A 24,554-nucleotide genomic window follows, 5' to 3' on the forward strand; every position below is an offset into this window, starting at 1 on the left:
AACCAGTCATGGAAATGGAGCCTGAACCTGAGCCGGAACCAGAGCCGCTTGAGCTTATGGAAGAGTATGAAGAATACGAAGAAGAGGAGCCTTTGGAACTCATGGAAGAGTATGAAGAAGAGCCTCTTGTTCTTGAGGATGAGCGAATTATCTCCAATTATACGGAAGAAGTTGGGGTTGCATCGCTTGCGCATCTTGAAAATTCCATTCGAATGGGGCATTCAGGGGAAACACTGGAAGAAATTGTAAAAGGTCTTTTACGTCCAATGCTGAAAGTTTGGCTGGACGAGAACCTGCCTGAGATGGTAGAGCGCATGGTTCAAAGAGAAATTGACCGTATGGCTTCCGGTGCACGTCGAGTCTCCGATAGAGACGACTACTGATTTTGCACCGTTGAGAGTTACACGCCCCGCTGGGAATTCTCTTAGCGGGGCGTTTTGTATTTGTAATTGATTAATTGGATTGAAGGCCAAAATGCTGGATAAAACATACGAACCTGCGACGGCAGAGGATAAACATTACGCCAAATGGGAACAGACTGGCAGTTTTAAACATGGACAGAATACATCCGAAGATGCATTTACCATCGTCATCCCGCCACCAAACGTCACAGGTAGCCTGCATATGGGCCATGCGTTGAACAACACATTGCAAGATGTGATGATCCGCCACAAACGTATGCAAGGGCTTGATGTGCTTTGGCAACCAGGTACTGACCATGCGGGTATTGCAACGCAAATGGTTGTGGAACGTAAACTTGGCGCGGAAGGCATTAAACGCCGTGATTTGGGACGTGAGAAATTCCTTGAGAAAGTATGGGAATGGAAAGACGAATCTGGCGGTACAATCATTAACCAATTACGCCGCCTTGGTGCGTCATGTGATTGGAGCCGTGAACGTTTCACCATGGATGAAGGTCTAAGCGCTGCCGTATTAGATGTGTTTGTACGTCTTCATAAAGAAGGTTTGATTTATAAAGACAAGCGTCTCGTGAACTGGGATCCTGCCTTTGAGACTGCGATTTCTGATCTGGAAGTAATCCAGAAAGAAGTGCAGGGCAATATGTGGCACTTCAAATATCCTGTTGAAGGTGAAGACGGTGTATTCCTAACCGTCGCAACAACACGTCCAGAAACCATGTTGGGCGATTCCGGTGTTGCTGTTCATCCGGAAGATGAACGTTACAAACATTTGATTGGCAAGAATTGTATTCATCCGCTAACAGGCTTTAAATTAAAGATCGTTGGCGATGATTACGCGGACCCTGAACAGGGGACTGGTGCGGTGAAAATGACACCTGCACATGACTTTAACGATTTTGAAGTGGGTCGTCGTCATAACCTTGAAATGATCAACGTGATGACTCCAACCGCGCATATGAATGATGATGTGCCAGAAAAATATCGTGGTATGGATCGTTTCGAATGCCGTGACGCTGTTATCGCGGATATGGATGAACTTGGTTTTTATGCAGGTAAAGAAGATCACGTACATATGGTGCCTTATGGGGATCGTGGTGGTGTGCCGATTGAGCCTTATTTGACGGATCAATGGTTCGTTGATGCGAAAACTTTGGCAGAGCCAGCGATCAAATCTGTTGAAGAAGGGCGCACCAAATTCGTCCCTGAGAACTGGACAAAAACATATTACGAATGGATGCGTAACATCCAACCGTGGTGTATTTCCCGTCAACTTTGGTGGGGGCATCAAATCCCGGCATGGTATGGCCCAGATGGTGAAACCTTTGTTGAGAAAACAGAAGCGGAAGCTATAGCCGCTGCTGAAAAACATTATGGTAAGACAGTTGAGCTTACCCGTGATGAAGATGTTTTGGATACATGGTTCTCTTCTGCGCTTTGGCCTTTCTCTACATTAGGTTGGCCAAATGATACACCGGAATTGGTAGCAAAACATTATCCAACAGATGTGTTGGTAACCGGTTTTGACATTATCTTCTTCTGGGTTGCCCGTATGATGATGATGGGCTTGAAGTTTATGGAAACTGAACCATTCCATACCGTGTACGTTCACGCGCTTGTACGTGACGAGCATGGTCAAAAAATGTCTAAATCTAAAGGGAACGTTATCGACCCATTGAGCTTGGTAGAGCAATATGGGGCAGATGCGCTTCGCTTCACATTGACATCCATGGCGGCACCAGGCCGTGACATAAAACTCGCCACCTCCCGTGTGGAAGGCTATCGCAACTTCACAACCAAGCTCTGGAATGCGGCACGTTTCTGTGAAATGAATGAATGTGTTGTGACCAACGACTTTGATCCGAAGGATGCGAAAGCAACTGTAAACCGTTGGATCGTAGGTGAGGTGGCAAAAACACGTATCGAAATCGATCGTGCTTTATCTTCTTATCGATTTAACGATGCAGCAAGCGTTGTTTACCAGTTCGTATGGGGAACCTTCTGTGACTGGTATTTGGAATTGGCGAAACCATTGCTTAACAGTGATAACGAAGCTGCAAAAGCGGAAACACGCAAAGTTGCGGGCTGGGCTTTGGCACAAATACTGAAATTGATGCATCCATTCACACCATTTGTGACAGAAGAGATCTGGGAAAAACTTGGCGATAAACCAGATGAGCTTTTGATTACTTCTGAATGGCCACAATGTGGCGAAGACTTGATCGTTGATGATGTTGTGAAGGAAATGGAATGGGTGATCGGTATGATTACTGGTATCCGTTCTGTACGTTCCGAAATGAATGTACCGCCATCTGCACAAGTACCAATGATCTTGAATGGTGCATCTGATCAAGCTAAAGGTTGGTTGGAAACACATTGGGTATTGTTGAGCCGCTTGGCACGTGTATCTGAATCTTCTGTGGATGCGGAAGCGCCTAAAGGTGCACTAGAAATGGTGCATGACGGCGCAACAGTTGCCTTGCCAATTGCTGATGTGATTGACCTTGGTCAGGAAAAAGCACGTCTTGAAAAGGCAATTAAAAAGGCTGAAGGTGAATTGAAGAAAATCTCTGGCAAATTGTCTAATGAGAAATTCTTGGCGAATGCCCCAGAAGCTGTTGTCGAAGAAAACAAAGCTCGTTTGGCGGCTGAACAAGATGCTTGTGACAAGTTAAAAGCTTCTTTGGAGAAAATCGTCGCTGCGATGTAATTTCTTCTAAACAAAGAATCTGTTGAAGGCGTTGTAGGGTGATTTCTACAGCGCCTTTTCTTTTCTATTGAAAAATAACAAAAATATTAAATAAACTTATTTTGTTAACTTTTTATGTCGCAAATTTGATTAAAGTGGGCGCAAATTGTCGCAGAGCTTCGGGCGGGCTCCATTAGCGTAGGCGTCAGTTAACGAGATAATTCATTCAAGTAATAGCGCGCTTTACTTACGATAACCTATTGAAAATTAGGAGGGATTCCTCATGTTTAATGATATGGACCGTCTGGTAAAGTGGCATAATGGTGAAAAAGAATATTCCCCTTTCTCCGATGCTGAAATGGAACGTCGTCAAAATGACGTTCGCAAGTGGATGTCTGAGAATGATGTGGATGCATGTCTGTTTACATCTTATCACTGTATTAACTATTATTCTGGTTTCATGTATTGCTACTTTGGTCGTAAATACGGCTTCGTCGTAGATCAAAATAACGCAACATCTATTTCCGCAGGTATTGACGGTGGACAACCATGGCGTCGTACATTTGGTGACAATATTACCTATACTGACTGGCGCAAAGATAACTTCTTCTACGCTGTGCAGGGTCTAGTAAAAGGCGCGAAGCGTATCGGTATCGAATATGACCATGTACATCTTGATTACTTACAACAGTTAAAAGATGCATTGCCCGGTGTTGAATTTGTTGATGTCGGTCAACCATCTATGTGGATGCGCTCCATTAAGTCTGCAGAAGAAATTAAACATATCAAAGAAGGCGCACGTGTTGCAGATGTTGGTGGTTTCGCTTGTGCAAAAGCGATCGCAGCAGGCGTGCCTGAACATGAAGTTGCGATTGCAACAACCAATGCCATGATCCGCGAAATTGCCAATAGTTTTCCATTTGTGGAATTAATGGATACATGGACATGGTTCCAATCTGGCATCAACACAGATGGTGCGCATAACCCGGTTACAAATAAGAAGATTGAATCTGGTGATATTCTAAGCTTGAATACTTTCCCGATGATCTTTGGTTACTATACAGCGCTAGAACGTACTTTATTCTGTGACCATGTATCTGATGCGCATTTAGACCTTTGGGAAAAGAATGTGAAGGTACATGAACGTGGCCTAGAATTGATCAAGCCGGGTGCAAAATGTTCTGAAATCGCAGCTGAGTTAAACGAGATGTATCGTGAATGGGATTTGTTGAAATACCGTTCCTTCGGTTATGGGCACTCCTTTGGTGTATTAAGCCATTACTATGGTCGTGAGGCAGGTGTGGAGCTTCGTGAAGATATTGATACAGTTCTAGAACCAAATATGGTTGTTTCCATGGAGCCAATGATCATGATCCCGGAAGGTAATCCGGGTGCTGGTGGCTATCGTGAGCATGACATCTTGGTTGTTGGCGAAGATAGTGCAGAAAACATCACCAAATTCCCGTTCGGCCCGGAACATAACATTATTAAAAACTAAGAATAAAAACCAAGACCCATCTAAGAGGTCGCAGGAAGCAAAAAGCCCGAGAAGAAAATCTCGGGCTTTTCGTCTAAATAATTTATAGTTAAACGGACTTAACTGTTACGAATGTTATTCAGGAAACGATCAACCTCACGCATCATATTGGATGCCTGTTCAGAGAGTTCGTCTGAAGCATGTTTCACATCACGTGCGGCACTGCCTGTTTCATCAGACCCAGTTTGAATGCTTTGCATGCGCATTGATACATCCTGCGTACTGGCAGAGGAAAGTTGTACCTTACCCGTGATAGATGAGGTGATATTTCGTTGATCATCCACGGCAACGGATACGTCGCTTGAAATTTGATCAATCTCATCAATTGTTGTGTGAATTTCTTCGATACTTCGAACCGTTGCACTTGTTGCCTCTTGCATTTCTTTGACCTGTGCACCGATTTGATCCGTCGCATTAGTTGTTTGATTGGCAAGCGATTTCACTTCATTCGCCACCACAGCAAAACCTTTACCCGCATCACCTGCACGTGCAGCTTCAATAGTTGCATTAAGGGCAAGTAGGTTAGTTTGATCTGCGATTTCACTGATTAAATCAACCACTTGCTCAATATCCTGTGCCGTTGTCGAAAGTTTCTGGACCATTGCATTGGCTTGTTCAGCCTTGTTTACAGCATCATGGGCAATTTGTTGAGATCGAGATACCTGTGTATTGATATTTTCAATTGAGCTATTCAATTCACTTGTTTCTGCTTCAACCTGTTGTGCGTTTTGAGTTGCTTGTTCCGAAGCAGCTGATACTTCAACACTTTGCGAATTTGTATCATCAGCTGTATGGGACATGCTACTTGCTTGACTGGACATTTCGGTAGCTGCTGCTGATACGGCTTCAACGATACCTTTTACGCTTTCCTCGAAGTTATCGGCCAAGGCATGCATTGCTTGACGCTTTTCCTCTTCGGCCAGTTTTTCTCGTTCTACTTGCTCTGCTTGAAGGCGTTGACGATCTTCAATGCCTTGGCGAAAAACATGTAAGGCACGGGTAATGTCGCCAATTTCATCCTTACTTGGTTTTGGTATGTCTACATCTGTCTGGTCCTGGCTTAATTTTTCACTGATCGCTGTTAGGTTTATCAATGGCTTAACGATTTGTAGGCGCGCAAGTAATAGGGATAATACCAGTAAAACCAAAGAAACGACAGAAGCAGTAATGATGATCATATTTTGAAGTTCAGATGCTTTTGCACTTTCCTCTTCAATATAGGTCATATTGGTTTGGTTACTGACCATTAAAATTTGTTCAATAGCTATTTCCAGAATATCTGCAGTCTTATTGATGCGATCAACCATCGCATTCAAAACTGGAGTTTCGTAATAAAGGAAACTGCTATTAGCATCTTCAAAACGATAGACGCCTAATAGATCAAGAGTACGATCATTCGCTTTTTCGTATTGAGCGAAGAGAGCCGGTATCGTCACTAGACTGCGTTGGATATAGTAAACAGATTTTGCTAGCTCACTATCGGTATTATCTCCATAGAGCGCATCCAGAATAATGGGAAGTTCAGTTATAGCATCAATCTTACTAGCTAACTCCTTAATACCATCTTGAAGCTTTATCCTATTTGCCTTGATTGTTTTTGCGTTTTCGCTATCCCGCAGAACAAGCGTATTTTGATGTTCACCTAGAAAACCATTTAACACCCCTAATGTTTTGGTCATTTGACCTTCAAGTTGAGTTATAATCTGGGTTTGTTGAGCTGTTGCAGCAAGATTGTCACGTTTGGATTGGAATAGATCATCGATGATATTCCCATTCCATAAATTCGAGATTGCAGTGGCTGCACCAGTCAATAAAATTACCAAAATAATAAGTCCAGCAAGCTTGGTAGTGATACTTTGATACCAATGGTTCTTATTTATGTTTTCAGTCATATCACCCCCTTAAGATGCTTCAGCTGCGGCATCTTCCATAGCGAAGATGATGTCATATGCGAAGACTAACTGCTTATACACATCGGCCGGTGTACGATTGCTATCGACTTCAGGAGTTACGAGGGCGGTCTTATCACCCATTGCGATCTTGAGTGCGACAAGATCTGCAATAATGGTTTTTAAAACAGCAATAGTATCATCGCTGGTTGCTTTTCCATCTTGTGGGTTTGGTACAACAATGCCGCCAGGAATATCTTTCTTAAGGTATTCGGTTTGATAATACTGAAGTTCTGCGGCCACAGATAGCGCATATAAATAATTATCATTTGGACGTTTATCTTTTTCGACTTCCGTATTTGGACGCGGTAGTAAGACTTTTTGATGCTTTGCGAGTTGTTTTACAATACTCAATAACATCGTTGCATATTGATAACTATCTCCTGGTTTTTGCCCCGGCAGGCCCAAGGATTTTAGTTGTTGTTCGATTTGTAAAAGGGCTATGTAGATTCCGTCTGTTGACCCGTCAACTGTCATAAGTTCATTAGATTGACCTTCTTTAATATTATAAACCACATTTAGTTCATCTAGGCTCTTCATCTGAGCATTCAGGATATTTTCTATATCCGCCTCATTCCATGCTTTTAGCTCAAGCGGGGAGATGTCCATTATGGGTAAGCCATTGATAGTTCTTAATAGATTAATATGAGCAGAATTCGTTCTTGCCTGAACATAAACATGTCTCAAGCTGCGTGGTTGAACTTTAAACTCTGTACTTGCGAATTGTATGTAATCTGCTTGTTGTAATTGATTGATATGTGCAGAGATTTTAGATGTGAGTTGGGCAACGGAGTTAAGGTCCGCGGCCTGTGACATGGTAGATAGCCCACCAATACATAGAAGGCTGCCCGCAATAAGTAATTTTTTCACCCTGAGTTTCCTGTGAATTTATATGTCAAAAATTTTTATTATTACGACAATTATGAGACGTTTATTTGCTAATTGCAAATGAATGAGTAAAAAATCATTTCAAATTTTATCTAATTTGGGTATCCAGATATTTAACTTGTATTTGAGTTGGGCGGAAAATCTGAAATGCTAGTTGCGCATGGGTGCAAATATGTTGTCTTGTATTCGGTTTGGAATCCTGACCATATAAAGCCAAATTGGTTTCTTCAGAGGGAAAAGAATGGCAAAGCTGCATTTTTATTTTTCAGCGATGAACGCTGGTAAAAGTACGATCTTGTTGCAATCAAGTTATAACTATCAAGAACGCGGTATGAATACTTTAATTTTCACAGCCGCGCTAGATGATCGGTATGGTGTTGGCAAGGTAACCTCACGCATTGGATTAGAAGCAGATGCAGTGATCTTTCAAACTGTGGATGATCTCCTATCAATTACCAAAGAACGTCATTCAAATACCCCACTTTCCTGTGTTCTAGTGGATGAAGCTCAGTTTTTGACAAGGCAACAAGTATTACAGTTATCCGATGTGGCAGACCATATGGGAATTCCTGTGATTTGTTATGGATTACGTACAGATTTCCAAGGTCAGTTATTCCCGGGAAGCGAAGCATTACTCGGTCTTGCCGATGAGATGCGTGAGGTGAAAACGATTTGCCACTGCGGAAGCAAGGCAACTATGGTTGTACGTTATGATGACAAAGGAAATCCAGTGAAAGCCGGGGATCAAGTAGAAATTGGTGGAAATGACAGATATGTGTCCATGTGTCGAAAACATTGGAAAGAGACTTTAGGGATATGAAAGAAAGGCCGGAAATTCCGGCCTTAATCGTTATTTTATGATACTTTAACTCTTCGACCCAAGCCATCATACATATCAAGCATCTTTTCGTACCATTCATTCACACTATCATCATCTTTTAAAAATTTCTTGGTTGAAGAGGCACGCGCAAACATAAAACACCCCATCAGGATATAATCTGCGTAACCCGGTTCCTCACCAGATATAAATGGTTGTGTAGAGAGCATCATTCTCACTGGGGTAAGATTATTGAACAGTATTTGAATCTGTTCATCATCATATTTCTGAAATTCTTCCAGTTTCCTAGCTATACGCTTTTCTCTTGTTTCACGGAAGTAATCTTTGTCTCCTTCATCTAATCCTTCAAAGATATCAAGTATAATCATTCGAAAAATTACAGCCATAATCTGTGTGTTTGCCCACGATTCAATGAAGCGTGCTTGACCAATCGCAATATCGGAACCCATCAGTGTCGGTGCATTTGGATATGCATTGTCTAAATATTTTGCAATTTCAAAGCTATCGGATACTGAAATATCACCGTCATCGATAACAGGGACTGTAGGTGAGCCAGAATGTACTATCGCAGATTTCTCGGTAAAGCGGATGATGTGGGGTTCTGGCGTGATCCCTTTATGGGCAAGGGCATATTTTACCCGCCAGCAATAAGGGCTAAAGCGTCGATTGCTATCTGCACCCGCAAGTTCGTATAATTTCACAGACATTTTATGAATTCTCCTGAAATCCGATAATCTTTTAGTTTACGTTTAAATTTGATCTCACGGTAACGAAATGACTCAAATTTATCCAGTTCAAATTAACCCTTCGATGGCTATCTAATTTTTTATGGGAAAAAATGTTGATGGCTGTTGCCACCTAAGTGAAAATACTCGAATATGCTAATAAATAAAAATTATGGCAGGAAATAATAATGCATCGTAAAGGTGCTTCATTTTGGGATAAAAATCTATGAATAGTAAGTCAGGGATCGGTGGCAGTTTACCTGAAACCTTTGCTGAACGCGGATATTCCGTACCCTTTACAACATCTGTCTTGGAACATTTACGCGTTCGCGTAGGAAGAGAAGGGGGGCTGGAAGCGTTATTACCCGGGCTTTCCGGTGGCAAAGGAACCTATATTATCCCTTGGTCTGATTTACCCAGTGTGATCTCCATGAGCTTACATGATAGATCATTATATAAAAAGATGAATGAGCTGTCTTCGCATACACCTGATAAAATTCGCCAAGCTGCACTGGAAGTGCAACAAGATGGATATGATGGACCTGATGTAGCTGAAGCAGCCACTAATGCCATTCAAAAAGATCATGAAATTAGTTTGATGACCAATTTTACTTTGGTTTCAGAAGCTGTTCGACAAGTTGGTGACGGCGTGGAATATACGCCCATGGATCTTATCAATGAAGAAAATATGAAGAAAGCACGTGCATCCGTTAAAAACTACGCTGATAAGTTGGGAATGTCGACGCAGGACATGATGGATATTTTGACGACTTGGGCGGACACAAGTGCTGCTGTAGGATCACCAGGTGGGGATCACCCAGGATATTTGATGAGAACGGTATCTGATCTTGCGCGTATGAGCGCGGAAATGTCTGATTGGGCAGAGGAAGAGATGCCGGAAATAGTGGTTTTAGTGCAACAGATTATTGATGCAGCTGAGATGGCAGGAAGATTGGCCTATGAAGAGATTGAAGGTATGCAGCAGCAAGCTTCCTCCATGTCTACAGTTTTATCCAGTTGGAATATGAATTTGAGGCGCTTGCAAGATTCTGTTGCTAAAATCGCTAGTATTTTGGATGGCTGGGATCGCGTTACTCAGAAATGGGACCATGTGAAAGAGGGATTCAGACATCAACAACGTGATATGGTCGGTGAAGCTGTGCAGCATCTGCCGCTGTTACCCGCCGAAGTTTTGAACATGAATCAGCAAGTCATATGGCAGAAAATTACCTCAGAACAAAATCGCCTTCTGACCGAAAATGGGGCAGTGGATTTTGAAGATTATGACGAGGTCGAGGGTGATATTGAAGAGTTTATGCAGCCGCAATCTGCATGGACTTAATTTATATCAATACATGGTATAAGTATTGCATTTATAATCTTATTAATCTTCAAGGTTTAGGGGTATGTGATTGATGGAAATCGGTCAGGATAAAAAAGATGCGCTCAGAGCGTTTTTGTCTCAGTTAGGTGAAAGCCAGCTTGTCCTGCTTGTCTCCGCTATGGATTATGCACGTAGCCATGGAGCAGAAGATATACCCTACGAATTCATCTTGTCAGTCTTACGACCAACCCTTTTTAGAATTCGTCCCCCACGTAATGGTACGGCGCAGAGAATTCTATGTAACCCATTCGAAGATTTGTTGATACCGCGTGATCCGAAGGTAAAGAAAGAAACAATGATTGCCCGCGCCTCGCTGCAACCCGTGTGGGAATGGCTTCAAGCTGAAGGCGGTACAGCATTTCAAGAGATATGTAATAAATGTGAAAAGGCATTAACGAAAGAGGACCTCGAAAAACGTTGGGAGGCTCAAGTTAATCTGTGGCAGGCAGCTGTTGAATTAATGCAAAAAGCGTTGCAAAAAGCAGATGAAAGTGCAGCTAATGCCAATGATCTGTTAAAGAAGCTTGGTGGTTCGACACGCCTAGAGGATATGGAAGAAATGAGCCACGTTCTTTCTGTGGCCCCAGAACTTGAAACGTTAAAAAAGAAGTTGCCAGTAAAACCAATTTCCAAGTTTTTGGATGGTCATATTACGTCCGTCAAAAATTGTTACAATGATACCGCTGATAGTCAGCCGGGTGAAGAAAGCTGGATTATCGTAGCTGCGATGCGACGGTTACTTAAGCAAGCCGATATCCTGAAGGTTGTAAAAAGTATTAGCCCCGATGGTGATGATTCTATTGTGGCGATTAGTGATCTTGCCAAAGTCGGAGATGTTGTAATTGGTGATTTGGAAGAACTGGTTCAACAGATTGATGCAATGGCATCTGAGGGCGGAACGGAAGAAACCTTGCTCGGCTTAATTAAGGAATATGTGAAAACTTTTGAAGCAATTACGATGAATCTAAATATTCGTCGTGACGGGGCTTGGGGACAAAGGTTATTTACCACGAGAAAAGTTGTATCGGATGCTTTGACGCGTACAATTTTGGCCCAAGCGCCAGAAAAACTGAAAACAGCGTTGAAACAACGTAGTGTGAAAGCTGGGCGTACTAAGCGAACTATTAGTGACTTACGCGCGGATTTAGATCCAGAAGCATATCGCATGGCGCGAAGCGCTGCGCGTTCTATGAAAGAGAGCCTTCGCATAGCTGATAAAATCGGAATGATGAGTAATGCACGTTCTGTGGCGAATGGAATGGTTGATCAATTAGAAAAGTTTTCAGATCAATTGTTAGAAGATATTCATACAGTACCAGCAGATTATAAAAAACGTGCACGTGATCATGTGATTATGATTGCCCATCTTATGGAATTTCTTGTTGATTCGGAACAAGCGGACTTCTTTTTGCGGCGGGCGATGCGTCGAATTGATGAATCAGAAGGTTAGGAAACGCAGTTTTCTTGTTGCAAATACAGATAACCTCATTAATCCCTCAGAAATCTTGACTTTTCGATTGCCACATGGTCCTTTCGGGATAGATTTGCCTGTCACTTTGTCAGGTGCTGATAGCAATTAATACACGTTATCTGAATAATAAATTTACCATTAAAGGATTTCTATAGATGACATCTGCATTTGTATTTCCCGGTCAGGGATCTCAAGCGGTCGGAATGGGTAAAGAGCTTGCAGACGCTTTCCCGGCAGCACGTGAAGTTTTCCAAGAAGTTGATGAGGCTTTGGAACAAAATCTTTCTCGTTTGATGTGGGAAGGCCCAGGAGAAGATCTAACTCTAACTGAAAATGCACAACCTGCATTGATGTCGGTAAGTCTCGCTGTTTTGCGGGTTTTGGAAAGTGAAAGTGGTAAATCTCTTTCAGATATGTGTGCTTTGGTGGCAGGACATTCTTTGGGTGAATATTCTGCGTTAGCAGCTGCGCGTTCTTTAACAATCAGTGATGCCGCAAAATTGTTGAAACTTCGTGGACAATCCATGCAAGAAGCAGTGCCTGTCGGTGAAGGTGCCATGGCAGCGGTCTTAGGTCTCGATCTGGACGCAGCAGAAGCGGTTGCTGCTGAAGCCGCACAAGGTGAAATATGCACTGCGGCAAATGATAATGCACCTGGCCAAGTAGTTCTCAGTGGTGCGAAAGCTGCGATTGAACGTGCTTTGGTTATTGCTAAGGAAAAAGGTGCAAAACGTGCTGTTCTACTACCTGTATCTGCACCTTTCCATTGTGCAATGATGCAACCTGCCGCAGACAAGATGGCGGAAGCATTGGCTTCTGCAGATATTCAAGCGCCTTCTGTGCCGTTAGTTGCAAATGTCGTTGCGGAAAAAATCATTGATCCGTCTCGTATCCGCGATTTGCTTGTGGAGCAGGTTTGTGGACGTGTCCGTTGGCGTGAATCTGTATCTTATATGAAAAATCAAGGCGTTGAGCAGTTGGTAGAAGTTGGAGCTGGTAAAGTTCTAAGTGGACTTGTTCGCCGTATTGAGCGTGATATGACAGGTGTGAATGTTGGAACACCTGCTGACGTTGAAGCATTTTTAAATAGTCTTTAATTTGTGATTAATTTTGAACCTTAAGAATAGGGGAAAGAATATGTTTAATTTAACTGGTAAATGTGCCCTTGTAACAGGTGCGTCCGGTGGTATTGGTAATTCCATCGCCAAAGCTCTTCATGCACAGGGAGCTACCGTTGCCTTGTCTGGTACACGCGTAGAGCCTTTGGAAGCATTGAAAGCTGAGCTGGGTGAACGCGCTTTTGTGACACCTGCTAATTTGTCCGATATGGAATCTGTTGTGCAATTGGCAAAAGATGCAGAAGAAGCAATGGGGGCTATCGATATCTTGGTAAATAATGCTGGTTTAACTCGTGATAATCTTGCAATGCGCCTTAAAGATGAAGATTGGGATTCTGTATTGGATGTGAACTTGAAAGCCGCTTTCAAGTTATCTCAAGCTTGTCTTCGTGGCATGATGAAACGCCGTTTTGGCCGAATCATTGGTATTACTTCTATCGTTGGCGTAACAGGTAATCCGGGCCAAACAAACTATGCGGCATCAAAAGCTGGTATGATTGGTATGTCAAAATCTTTGGCACAAGAGGTTGCAACACGGGGAATCACTGTAAACTGCGTCGCACCTGGTTTTATTGCCACACCAATGACTGATGCGTTGAATGAAGACCAACAAGCGAAGATTAATGCGCAGATCCCTGCAGGCCGCATGGGCACTGTAGATGAAATTGCATCTTCCGTTGTATATCTTGCTTCTGAAGAAGCTGCATATATGACTGGTCAAACATTGCATGTTAATGGTGGCATGGCGATGATCTAGGTATTAGGTGATCGAAGCTGGTTGAATTTTTTTGCCTTTAAGGTCTGGTCAGTTTCGATCTTCTATGCTAAACACCCGCGCTGTCGACTGCAGTTTCATGAATTTGAAACATTGTAAGGCAGACGGAATTAATTTTATCACCTTGGGATTTTGCCCAAACTATAGAAGAGTAAGGATTAGGTTCATGAGCGACGTTGCAGAACGCGTAAAGAAAATCGTAGTTGATCACTTGGGCGCAGATGAAGCCAAGGTTACAGAAGCTGCTAGCTTCATCGACGACTTGGGTGCAGACAGCTTGGACACAGTTGAATTGGTAATGGCTTTCGAAGAAGAATTCGGTTGCGAGATTCCTGATGATGCTGCTGAGAACATCCAGACAGTTGGTGATGCAGTTAAATTCATCTCCGAAAACCAAGGTTAATTTTACCTAATCGTTTTCGATACTGTTTAAACGGCGCGTCGGTGAAAACCTTGACGCGCCGTTTCAGTTTTCTAAATATATTTTTGTGATGTAATACGATGTTATTGGCAGATTTGATTCTAGACAGGAATCAGGTCAATATCACAAAAATTTCATCAAGAAGGGCGGTTTCTATACTTTTCCCTTTAAGATGATTATTCTATAAAATCATGTTTCAGACTATTTAAAGATCAATAAAGTGAAGCGAAAATGAAAAGACGCGTTGTTGTAACTGGATTAGGGATTGTTTCTCCGCTTGGCAGTGGTATCGATCATGTATGGAATTCTATTACCAATGGTAAGTCAGGCTTACGTAAAGTAGAACATATGGACCTCTCTGACATGCCATGTCAGATCGCAGGCGTAGTTCCACGTGGTGATGGCAGTAACGGCACATTTGATGTTGATTCTTTTGTTGATAAAAAAGAACAACGCAAGATGGATACATTCATCACTTTTGGTATGGCTGCGGGAATTCAAGCCGTGCAAGATTCTGGATGGATGCCAACAGAGGAAGAAGAACTTAATCGTACAGGTGTTATGATTGGTTCTGGTATTGGTGGGTTACCTGGCATAGCGGATGGTACAACTTTATTGAATGAACGTGGCCCGCGTCGCATTAGTCCGTTTTTTATTCCGGCAAATTTGATCAACTTGGTTAGTGGTTATTTGTCTATCAAATACGGTTTCCGTGGTCCGAACCATTCTGTGGTGACAGCTTGTGCAACAGGTACACATGCGATTGGTGATGCATCTCGTATGATCGAATATGGCGATGCGGATGTAATGATTGCGGGTGGTGCTGAATCTGCGATCAGCCGTATTGGTATTGCCGGTTTCGCTTCTGCACGTGCATTGTCAACAAGTTATAATGATTCCCCTGAGGAAGGGTCTCGTCCTTGGGACCAAGGCCGTGATGGCTTTGTGATGGGTGAAGGCGCTGGTGTGGTAGTTCTGGAAGAATACGAACATGCCAAAGCACGTGGTGCAAAAATTTATGGTGAAGTACTTGGTTATGGCATGTCTGGCGACGCTTATCATGTAACTGCACCTGCATCTGATGGTAACGGTGGTTATCGTGCAATGGAAGCGGCACTTCGTAATGCTGGTAAAAACGCAGACAGCATCGATTACATCAATGCACATGGCACATCTACACCACTAGGCGATGAAATTGAACATGGTGCAGTGAAACGCTTACTTGGTGATCATGCTATGAATGCAGCCATGTCTTCTACCAAATCTTCTATTGGTCACTTATTAGGCGCAGCTGGTGCGGTTGAAGCGATCTTTGCCCTAAAAGCAATTGAAACTGGTGTTTGCCCACCGACATTGAACTTGCATAACCCATCAGAAGGTTGCGACATGAATCTTGTGCCACATACAGCACAAGAACGTGATGTGAATGTAGCCATTTCTAACAGCTTCGGTTTTGGTGGCACAAACGCATCTCTTGTCATGGGTAAAGTATAAGTTCGTTTGTGGATCGAGTTTTTATGAAGAAGAAACTTCTGATCCTTTTAACTATCTTGTTAGGCGCTGTCGGGCTTGGGCTCGGTGGCGTCTATCTTTATGTGGATACAAAAATTCATGAAGTTGGTCCGTTGGCCGAAGACGTGACCGTTGTTGTGCCACGTGGACAAGGCGTTCGCGCTATTGGGCGGGCATTACAAGAAGCAAACGTGATCCATGACGAAAGATATTTTACCTTACAGGCTCGTCTTAGTGGCGCTCATAAGCTTTTAAAGGCTGGGGAGTATAAGTTTGTGCCCGGGATGAATATTCCTGAAATCCTGGCACATTTAAGCAGTAATGATACGGTTGTCAGATCAATTACAATCCCGGAAGGGCTTACGAGTCGGGAAATTGTTGATCTTTTATATGCTGAAGAGGCGCTTCAAGGTGATGTATCAGACATGCCAGAGCAGGGAAGTGTGCTACCTGAAACATACCACTATAATTTAGGGGATACACGTGAAGATATTCTAGGACGCATGAGAGTGTCTTTAGACCAATCTCGTGCAAAATTGATGCAATCTGCTCGCCTTCAAGAGCTACCATATAAAACATGGGAAGAGGTTTTGACGCTCGCTTCTATTGTTGAAAAAGAAACTGCTGTTGGTGCTGAACGCCCGCAAGTGGCGTCCGTCTTTGTTAATCGCCTTAAGAAGGGGATGCGGTTACAATCTGATCCGACAGTTATTTATGCTCTGACGGATGGCTTGAAACCGTTAGGACGTAGTTTAACACGTCAGGATTGGAAGGTGAACCATCCTTATAATACATATGTTGTTAAGGGATTACCCCCTGGTCCGATTGGAAACCCTGGTTTAGATTCGATTAAGGCAGTTTTGAACCCGTTACAAACGGATTATTTATACTTTGTTGCGGATGGATCTGGTGGCCATGCTTTTGCAAAAACCTTGAAAGAGCATAATCGGAATGTTGCTGCATGGCGGAAATTCAAAAAACAGCAACAGAATTAAAGTTAACCTTTTTCTTCTTTAGATTGGCTCAATATTTTTAATGCCCAACTGCTTGGTAAGGCACGAAAAAACCAGCTGATTAAGCGCATCTGCCATGGAAATGCGATGATCGTTTTCTTAGCATCAATCCTGCTTGTTATGATGTCAGAAGCTTTTTCGGCCGTCATGAAGAAAGGCATTGGAAATTTGTTTTGATCCGTAATTCGCGATTTTACAAAACCCGGAAAAATCACAGATAAATGAATATTCATTGACTTTAAACTTGGTGATAGGGCTTCGGCATAGGCTTTAACAGCTGCTTTCGAAGCAGAATAAGCAGGGGCGGTAGGCAGGCCTCTATATCCTGCAAGGGAACTTACGACAGCAATAGACCCGCCTCCTGATCTCATCAGATCAATAGCTGGATGTATCGTATTCAACACACCATTTAGATTTACATCAAAAATTGTTCTGGCGGTATCTTCATAATCATGATCACGAGGAGATGTATTGCCAATCGCAATTCCTGCATTTGCGATAACAATATCCAGATGTGAAAGGGAGGAGATCCAATCGCGCATTTGCATTTTATCTGCTACATCGATGGTCTTTACATACACGAGCGCCCCGAATGATTCGCAAATTTTACCTATTTCTGATAAGCGATCTTTGTTTCTACCTGATAGATAAAGAGTGTGACCATCTTTGGCATAATTTTGGGCTATTGCAGCGCCAATACCGCTGCTTGCACCAGTAATCAGAATATGTTTTTTAGGATTTTTCATCTGCTATCCAAGTAAGGCGGTTGTTGTCATTCGCAAGCTTGTTTATACATGATGCTACTGAAATTAAAAGAAAGGCCGTCTTATGGGCTTACAAAGCATGACAGGCTTTGCTCGTATCTCCGAGCAAAATGATAAGTTTCAATGGGCGTGGGAATTGCGTTCTGTAAATAGTAAGGGGTTGGATTTGCGCCTTCGTATCCCATCAGGTTGGGAACGATTGGATCCGATTGTGCGTGCAACTGTACAAAAAACATTTAAACGCGGATCTGTTTCAGTAAATTTGGATTTGAAGCCTGTTGCAGGACAACAGTCAGTTGAGATAAATAAAACACTGCTAACTCAATTGATTGAAACATGTAAGGAACTTGGTGAAGAACCGCGTGTTGATCGTTTGTTAAATGTGCGTGGTGTATTGGAGCAATCTGATGAAAAGTCCGATGCAGCCAATGACAAAGCTCTTCAACAAGAAATTATTCAGTCTTTAAATGAAGCCTTACAATCCTTGAAGGCACATCGCTTGGAAGAGGGCGCGCGCACTAAGGATATGCTTGAGGCCCATTTAAAACATATTTCTCAGTTGGTTTTGGATGCTACCGCTTCAGCGGGTGCACAACCTGATGCGATTCGTCAAAAGATCGAAGGACAAATCACTGAACTGCTTTCTAAGCGAGATGATATTACAGAAGAACGATTGTCACAGGAAGCAGCGTTATTAGCAGTAAAGGCCGATGTACGTGAAGAGATTGATCGTTTAAATGCGCATATCAAGGCATGTGGTGATCTTCTATCACAAGGAGTCGTTATTGGTCGTAAACTAGATTTCCTATGCCAAGAGTTTAATCGTGAGGCAAATACTCTTTGTTCAAAATCGGCGGATATACAGTTAACTCAAACAGGTTTGGAACTAAAGGCAACAATTGACCAGTTGCGCGAACAAGCAGCAAATGTTGAATAATGATACAAGTTATGGATAGAGGAAAATATGAGTAACGACGCTATGAAAATTAATCGCCGTGGCTTGATGTTAGTTTTATCTTCACCATCAGGGGCTGGTAAATCCACAATTGCACGTGAGATTTTAGCAACTGATCCAGATATCCAGTTATCTGTTTCTGCGACAACACGTCAAAAACGCCCGGGTGAAGTTGCTGGCACCGATTATCATTTTGTTGATAAAACAGAATTTAACCTAATGGTGAATAAAGGTGAATTGTTAGAGCATGCGAAAGTGTTCGATAATTATTATGGCACCCCTAAGAAACCGGTTATGGATGCTTTAGAGGCTGGTAAAGATGTGATGTTTGACATTGATTGGCAAGGCACGCAGCAATTGTCAGATCATGCGGAAAAAGATTTGGTAAGAATTTTTATTCTACCACCATCTGTACAAGAGCTGGAACGTCGCCTTCATTCACGTGCTCAAGATAGTGCTGAAGTTGTTGCTAAGCGTATGGCAAAGGCATCTGATGAAATGAGCCATTATCCTGAGTATGATTGGGTTATTGTGAATTACAGTTTACCCGAAAGTATTACACAGGTGCGCTCTATTTTAACATCCGAACGTTTGAAACGCACTCGCCAAGTAGGGCTTGGAGATTTTGTGAAGCGTCTTCGCCACGAAGTGTAAAAAGAGTTAAGGCCTGAATTATTCTCAGGCCTTTTTCATTTTTTCATATATTCTGGCGAGAGTACAGAATTCTTCAAGTGATACATTCTCAGCGCGAATTGTTGGATCAATTCTAGCTTCGGTTAGCAAGGCTTCTACGTCGATATTTAATAGTTTTAAGGAGCGACGTAGCATTTTACGGCGTTGATTAAAGGCTGCGGCGGTCACTGTTTCCAATGTATCTATTGTACAAGGATATCTGGGTTCTTTAAGGGGGCGTAAGCTAACCACAGCTGATTCCACTTTGGGAGGAGGCGTAAAGGCACGAGCAGGTAAAGTGAATTCCAAACGTGTGTCACAGCGCCAATTGGCTAATACTGCCAAACGTGAATAGTTTTTATCATGCTCAGTTGCGACTATACGTTCTGCCACTTCTTTCTGGAACATGAGGGTCATTTGCTTAAAAGCATGAGCATTTTTTAGCCAACTAATAAGTAGCGGCGTTGCAACATTAAATGGGAGATTCGCAACAATACGGCGGGGCTCTTCTCCCAAGTTTGGGATATCGACCTCTAAGGCATCCCCTTCGATGACATGTAATCGGCCACCGGAGGCCTCATTAATTTCAGCCAAGATATCACGCGTGCGATCATCTTTCTCAATTGCGTAAAGATTTTGTGCTCCTTCAAGAAGTAATGCGCGTGTTAAACCGCCTGGGCCAGGACCAATTTCGATCACACTACCTGCGTCTAAGGGGGCGGCACAGCGAGCAATTCTGCGAGTTAAGTTCGATCGAATAAAAAGTTTTGTCCAAACTTCTTTTGTGCAGAGAGTCCATGATTAGAAATAACCTCACGTAGAGGGGGGAGATCGTCAACTGTGTCGGTCATACTAATTCTTATTTCTGTTGAGCTTTGGCCATAGTATAGGCCATCTTGATTGCATTAACAAAGCTAGATGGATTAGCGATACCTTTCCCAGCAATATCTAGAGCAGTTCCATGATCTGGTGAGGTTCGAATAAACGGAAGTCCAAGAGTCACATTTACACCACCATGAAAATCCAGCGTTTTAATAGGTATAAGTGCCTGATCATGATACATACAAATTGCAATGTCATAGTTTGCACGTGCTTCTGCATGAAACATTGTATCAGCAGGAAGAGGGCCAAAAGCATTAATGCCTTTGTTTTTAAGTGAGGTAATTGCAGGTGCGATGATTTCCTCATCCTCATGGCCCATCTTACCACTTTCACCTGCATGGGGATTGAGGCCGGATATTGCTAATCTTGGCTCTTTGATATCATATAAGTTTTTTAAGGCCTTATGGGCGATTTCAGCTGTATAGATAATTTTTTCTGTCGTTAGACCATCAATAGCTGTTTTTAAAGATTGATGAATAGTGACGGGAATAACACGTAAGCTATCACATGCTAACATCATGATTGATGGTTTATTTTCGCCACCTAGTGCCGCTAAATATTCAGTATGACCGGGATATGTGAACCCGGTTTCATACAATGCAGCCTTGTGGATAGGATTGGTCACTACTGCAGCAGCCTTGCCTTCAATTGTATGTTCAACTGCTAAGGAGATAGAATCCAAAACCGTCTGTCCATTTGCAGAATCCAACTGACCAGGAATAGAGACTGTTTGAAGTGGTAAATCAAATACTGGAAGAGCGTTTGGAAAAACGCTTTTCGCTTCATTTGGCGTCCGAATTACTTGAATTTTAGTATCAAGATTTAGATGGTCTATAATGTTCTGAAGTCGATCAACGTTGTCTAAGCAATAAAACGGAATTTGGCTATCTTTCAGATTTTGCCAAGCTTTAAGGCTTAATTCACCACCGATACCAGATGGATCACCCATTGTGATTGCAATTGGACGCATAAATAATCCTTAATTACGCACGTCAATAAATGCAGCATTGCGGAGGTCGCGCAAACGCTGTCGAGCGAGGATATCTAATTTCGCGTTAAAGAGTTGTTTTCTTATCTCTCTGCGCGAAGGTAAATTCGATTGTGGCTCTTTTCGGCTACAAATGGTTAGAAGTATAACTGCATCTTGTACAGGGATGGGTGAGGTAGATTGATTTATCTTTAAATCCCTTACTTGAGACTGAACAAGGTCTGACAGATCGCGTAAGAATATTTTATTTGTCTGGGTATGGCTGATATTTGAATTATTATTGGCTAATGTAACTGCGCCTTCGCATGAATTAATTTGTGATTTTAAATTATTCATTTGGCCTAGTACGACATCACGCGCAGTTGAGGCCGTTGACATACTTAATTGAACAAGGCCCAATTCTGTCTGTCCTATATCACCAGCTAAATTACGTTCCTCGGTAACTTGGAAAAGATATAATCCTGTAAGTGTTTCAATTGGTTCCGAAATTTCTCCAATTTTTAAGGCTTGCACTTTTGAATCGATTTCCTCAGGTAGCTGACCTGGGCTTAACCAACCTCGATCACCACCTAACTGAGCAGAACTAGATTTTGAATAGTTGCGTGCCAATGTAGTAAAAGTAGAACCTTCTTCTAATTCTTTTTTCAGCTCCAATGCAATTGCTCTTGTATCTGATTCTAATTCGGCACCGTCAAATGGTAAGTAGATTTCAAAAATACGTTTCTGGGACTGATTTGTTTGAGCTGCGATGATATCGAGTTCATCATCTACTTGATCTTCTGTGATTTGTACATTGCGTCTTAAGTTCCGTGATACAAAGCGTGCCCATGATAAGTTAGCTGTAACACGATCTTTTAAAGTCTGGACGTCGATATTATTTCTCTGCAATAAGATAGGTAATTGACCTTCAGAAAGATTATTCCGTTTTTCCAATTTACCAATCTCTTTATCCACTAAAGACGAAGAAATCGTAATATTGCTCTCTGTTGCGGATTGAATTTTTAACTTCTCATCAATAAGTGCGCGTAGTGCCTGGTTTTGAATCCGTTTTAAAGCTGCTTGATCAGGTTTTGCCTGAGTGGAGAAAATAATGAACCTCATGCGATTTTGCAGATCATAAACAGTAATTACGTCTTCATTCACAATTGCAGCAATTTTTAAAGATTGCGCAAAACTATCTTTTACAAATAGCGGGAAAACTAACAATGACATAATGAGGAAAGATAAAATTTTTCGCATGGTGTTTTCTATTTTATTAAATTAATTAGGGACGAAACCGGAAACATCTTGATTAACTTCGCCAAGAGTTTTGAAGGTTAGCTTTAACATAACAGTATCTGATGGTCCATCTACTCCGTCATTTGTGAAATCGCGCACATAACTGGTATCAAAAATGAAACATTCATCTTCATAAGCTAAAGATAATCCTGCGTATCGAGAATCACTACCCAACAAGTCATATAACCAATATCCTCTTGTACTCCAATAATCATCAATAGCTATAGAAGCACTTAAGTAACTCTCTTCTATAGCTGTTGAGCTCGGGGCTTGAGTTTGATCAATATCTGTGTAACGTGCACTGAAATATGTATCTTCAGTCCCTAAACGGAATTGAGCTTCATTTCGATTTAGACTTAAGTTTTCACGTTCGGCTCTAAAGCGATAGGTTATATTAAAATAATCAACTGGTTTAATCGTTAATGCACCAAAATAGTCTGAGGCACCTTCATCTATACCTGTTTCGTCTAACAATGTTTTGTCTTCGCTAAATCGATAATATTGGGCGATGGTAGATTCAATTGCTAAACCATCGTCAAAATAATGACCCATCCGGAAGCCATATGACGTGCGGGTTCCAGTCTCCATACGGTCAATACCCGGTGTCATATCATCTTGAAACAAACTCGTTTCATCTTGTTCGACAACTAGGCTATCATCATTTCGAATGTCTCGATCATATCCACTATTCGGTGATGCATAAAACCCTGCAATCGGTTCAATAACTTGCGAGCCAGAATCAACGCTACGGTAAAAAGGCATTCTGGCTGTTGTTGAAATTCTTGGAGTTAATCTTGTTTGAGGATCTTCACTTAAACTACTATTATCTAGATGTTTTGTATCATATAAATCACCTTGTAAGGACACGCTTGATACAGTGGCTAAGCCGAAATCGGTTGTGTTAAACAGATCATAGCCAGCTTTGATACTATTTCTTAAACTTTCAGATTTTGCGCCCTGTCTTAAACCTCGAATATTTCCATCTAAAGTCCAATGGCCTCCAAGTTTATCCGCGGGGCCGACGCCTGCATAAGTAATATTTGGAAAGATTGTGGATTGTTTCGTGGGAACGGATGAGCGTAACTCTTGCCAGTAAAGACCTTCTGCGCGAAAGTAGTTGCGCCCTTTAATACCTTCAATATTAATTTGGCTATCAAGAGTATTTCCCGGATCACCCCAAAAAGAGAATTGATCCATATACAATCTATCACTTTGTTTATTCGCGTCAAAACCCCAATTCCAAGTTTCATCTATATCAAAAGCGCCTCTACTGGCAATATGCCATCGGGTATGTCCTCTATTATTGCTATCATTGTCGAAATATTCGTTATCGTTAACAATGCTTCCTTGAAGAAATAGATCTCCACTTTCAAATGCTTGTCTATATTCTCCGGACGCTACCCAACCACTTTTGGATGTATAAATTGGATCAAATGTAAAGTCTTTATCTTCTGAGATGGCCCAGTAATAGGGTAGTCTGAAAAATGTACCTATATTGTTATTACTGCCAAAGCTTGGAGGTAGTATTCCTGATGCACGATCTACACTTGGATCAGGATGCTGGAAATACGGGAAATAGGCAACAGGAAGGCCAAAAAGCTCCATCCAACTGTTGTAATATTCTATGGTTTTTGCGTCACCATCGTGAACAACTTTGTCGGCTTTCAATTGCCATAAAGGATCTTTATCAGGGTTTTCTTTGCATACGTCACATGGGGTATAAACTGCACGTGCCAATTCAGTTTTAACTTCACTAAATCGTCTTGCACCATTTGCTGCCAAACGAGCGTTATCGCTCATCAGGAACCGGATTTGACGCAAGGTGCCTTTTGTCATTTTATCCGTAAGTTCCATATATTCAGCAAACATTACATCGCCTGTTGTTTCAAGTAATTTAACATCACCTGAAGCAGTAATAGTGTCATCCGTTTGATTGTAACTGAGAGTATCAGCAAGTAGTACCCGACCTTCTTGAACGAGTTCTACATTTCCACGCGCTGTAGTGATGTTGAGCGTCTCATCATAATTGACTTCGTCAGCACTCAGAAGGACAGGGCTTTCAGTGTTTTGAGAAGGCGTATCTAGTTGGCCTGCCATGACCGGGATCCTGCGTTTTAGGTCAGGTGTTTGCTCTTGCGACTTTGTTGGCATCAACTCATCATTAGTTAACTGCGCGAAGCTATCTGAAGATGCAACTGACACAAGAAAACCTGTACCGATTGCGGTAGAAGAGGATAGGATTTTTTTTACCCAGTTCTTAGTCATTTTACGGTCCT

20 protein-coding genes and 1 pseudogene are annotated in these 24,554 nt (G+C 42.1%); 13 read left to right on the plus strand and 8 right to left on the minus strand.

Features of this window, described 5'->3' with window-relative positions:
• From E1160_RS09975 to E1160_RS09985, 3 genes are all read left to right on the plus strand, one after another.
• The coding region (locus E1160_RS09975; RefSeq protein WP_218048826.1) for a PopZ family protein at positions 1–383 on the plus strand (383 nt) is incomplete at its 5' end.
• Between the two features lie 91 nt (positions 384–474).
• Positions 475–3,129, plus strand: coding sequence for a valine--tRNA ligase (locus E1160_RS09980; protein WP_155155012.1), 2,655 nt, complete (start codon positions 475–477; stop codon positions 3,127–3,129).
• A gap of 262 nt (positions 3,130–3,391) precedes the next feature.
• Positions 3,392–4,606, plus strand: a complete 1,215-nt coding sequence (locus E1160_RS09985) for a M24 family metallopeptidase (RefSeq protein ID WP_155155013.1) — start codon at positions 3,392–3,394, stop codon at positions 4,604–4,606.
• A gap of 98 nt (positions 4,607–4,704) precedes the next feature.
• Here E1160_RS09985 and E1160_RS09990 read toward each other — a convergent pair whose 3' ends face one another.
• Both E1160_RS09990 and E1160_RS09995 read right to left on the minus strand, forming a co-directional pair.
• A complete protein-coding gene (locus E1160_RS09990) occupies positions 4,705–6,537 on the minus strand; it encodes a methyl-accepting chemotaxis protein (RefSeq protein ID WP_155155014.1) in 1,833 nt (610 codons plus the stop codon).
• A 9-nt stretch (positions 6,538–6,546) separates the two neighbouring features.
• The gene (locus E1160_RS09995; protein WP_155155015.1) at positions 6,547–7,464 is read right to left on the minus strand and encodes a hypothetical protein; all 918 of its coding nucleotides are present in this window, start codon (positions 7,462–7,464) and stop codon (positions 6,547–6,549) included.
• Between the two features lie 259 nt (positions 7,465–7,723).
• Between E1160_RS09995 and E1160_RS10000 the strand changes: the two genes are divergently transcribed.
• Positions 7,724–8,302, plus strand: coding sequence for a thymidine kinase (locus E1160_RS10000; protein WP_155155016.1), 579 nt, complete (start codon positions 7,724–7,726; stop codon positions 8,300–8,302).
• Positions 8,303–8,337: 35 nt separating this feature from the next.
• On the opposite strand, the gene E1160_RS10005 is transcribed toward E1160_RS10000, so the two are convergent.
• Complete coding sequence (locus E1160_RS10005; RefSeq protein ID WP_155155017.1) at positions 8,338–9,027, minus strand: glutathione S-transferase N-terminal domain-containing protein; 690 nt, start codon at positions 9,025–9,027, stop codon at positions 8,338–8,340.
• 244 nt (positions 9,028–9,271) lie between these two features.
• Here E1160_RS10005 and E1160_RS10010 point away from each other — a divergent pair, with 244 nt between their 5' ends.
• The 7 genes from E1160_RS10010 (at position 9,272) to mltG (ending at position 16,721) form a co-directional block, all read left to right on the plus strand.
• Positions 9,272–10,387 (plus strand): hypothetical protein, encoded by a 1,116-nt coding sequence (locus tag E1160_RS10010; RefSeq protein WP_155155018.1) that lies wholly within the window; start codon positions 9,272–9,274, stop codon positions 10,385–10,387.
• Between the two features lie 73 nt (positions 10,388–10,460).
• Positions 10,461–11,879, plus strand: a complete 1,419-nt coding sequence (locus E1160_RS10015) for a hypothetical protein (RefSeq protein ID WP_155155019.1) — start codon at positions 10,461–10,463, stop codon at positions 11,877–11,879.
• Between the two features lie 176 nt (positions 11,880–12,055).
• Entirely contained in the window at positions 12,056–12,997 is a 942-nt protein-coding gene (gene fabD, locus E1160_RS10020; protein WP_155155020.1) for an ACP S-malonyltransferase, read from the plus strand.
• A gap of 40 nt (positions 12,998–13,037) precedes the next feature.
• The gene (fabG, locus tag E1160_RS10025) at positions 13,038–13,775 is read left to right on the plus strand and encodes a 3-oxoacyl-[acyl-carrier-protein] reductase (protein WP_155155021.1); all 738 of its coding nucleotides are present in this window, start codon (positions 13,038–13,040) and stop codon (positions 13,773–13,775) included.
• Positions 13,776–13,959: 184 nt separating this feature from the next.
• Positions 13,960–14,196: an acyl carrier protein gene (locus E1160_RS10030; protein ID WP_155155022.1), complete on the plus strand. Its 237-nt coding sequence runs from the start codon at positions 13,960–13,962 to the stop codon at positions 14,194–14,196.
• 249 nt (positions 14,197–14,445) lie between these two features.
• Positions 14,446–15,708 (plus strand): beta-ketoacyl-ACP synthase II, encoded by a 1,263-nt coding sequence (fabF, locus tag E1160_RS10035; RefSeq protein WP_155155023.1) that lies wholly within the window; start codon positions 14,446–14,448, stop codon positions 15,706–15,708.
• 23 nt (positions 15,709–15,731) lie between these two features.
• Positions 15,732–16,721, plus strand: a complete 990-nt coding sequence (mltG, locus tag E1160_RS10040) for an endolytic transglycosylase MltG (RefSeq protein WP_155155024.1) — start codon at positions 15,732–15,734, stop codon at positions 16,719–16,721.
• Between the two features lie 2 nt (positions 16,722–16,723).
• On the opposite strand, the gene E1160_RS10045 is transcribed toward mltG, so the two are convergent.
• Positions 16,724–17,485, minus strand: a complete 762-nt coding sequence (locus E1160_RS10045; protein WP_155155025.1) for an SDR family NAD(P)-dependent oxidoreductase — start codon at positions 17,483–17,485, stop codon at positions 16,724–16,726.
• A 97-nt stretch (positions 17,486–17,582) separates the two neighbouring features.
• On the opposite strand from E1160_RS10045, the gene E1160_RS10050 reads away from it, so the two are divergent.
• Both E1160_RS10050 and gmk read left to right on the plus strand, forming a co-directional pair.
• Positions 17,583–18,440 (plus strand): YicC/YloC family endoribonuclease, encoded by an 858-nt coding sequence (locus E1160_RS10050; protein ID WP_235914097.1) that lies wholly within the window; start codon positions 17,583–17,585, stop codon positions 18,438–18,440.
• 27 nt (positions 18,441–18,467) lie between these two features.
• Positions 18,468–19,112 (plus strand): guanylate kinase, encoded by a 645-nt coding sequence (gmk, locus tag E1160_RS10055; protein ID WP_155155027.1) that lies wholly within the window; start codon positions 18,468–18,470, stop codon positions 19,110–19,112.
• 24 nt (positions 19,113–19,136) lie between these two features.
• On the opposite strand, the pseudogene rsmA reads toward gmk, so the two are convergent.
• From rsmA to E1160_RS10075, 4 genes and pseudogenes are all read right to left on the minus strand, one after another.
• A pseudogene (gene rsmA / locus E1160_RS10060) lies at positions 19,137–19,981 on the minus strand (16S rRNA (adenine(1518)-N(6)/adenine(1519)-N(6))-dimethyltransferase RsmA).
• An 8-nt stretch (positions 19,982–19,989) separates the two neighbouring features.
• The gene (gene pdxA / locus E1160_RS10065) at positions 19,990–20,982 is read right to left on the minus strand and encodes a 4-hydroxythreonine-4-phosphate dehydrogenase PdxA (protein ID WP_155155028.1); all 993 of its coding nucleotides are present in this window, start codon (positions 20,980–20,982) and stop codon (positions 19,990–19,992) included.
• Positions 20,983–20,991: 9 nt separating this feature from the next.
• Entirely contained in the window at positions 20,992–22,239 is a 1,248-nt protein-coding gene (locus E1160_RS10070) for a peptidylprolyl isomerase (RefSeq protein WP_155155029.1), read from the minus strand.
• Positions 22,240–22,260: 21 nt separating this feature from the next.
• The gene (locus E1160_RS10075) at positions 22,261–24,543 is read right to left on the minus strand and encodes an LPS-assembly protein LptD (RefSeq protein ID WP_218048827.1); all 2,283 of its coding nucleotides are present in this window, start codon (positions 24,541–24,543) and stop codon (positions 22,261–22,263) included.
• Between the last annotated feature and the right edge of the window lie 11 nt (positions 24,544–24,554).

This window comes from Curvivirga aplysinae, assembly GCF_009711445.1.
In the GTDB taxonomy this organism is placed as follows: domain Bacteria; phylum Pseudomonadota; class Alphaproteobacteria; order UBA8366; family Aestuariispiraceae; genus Curvivirga; species Curvivirga aplysinae.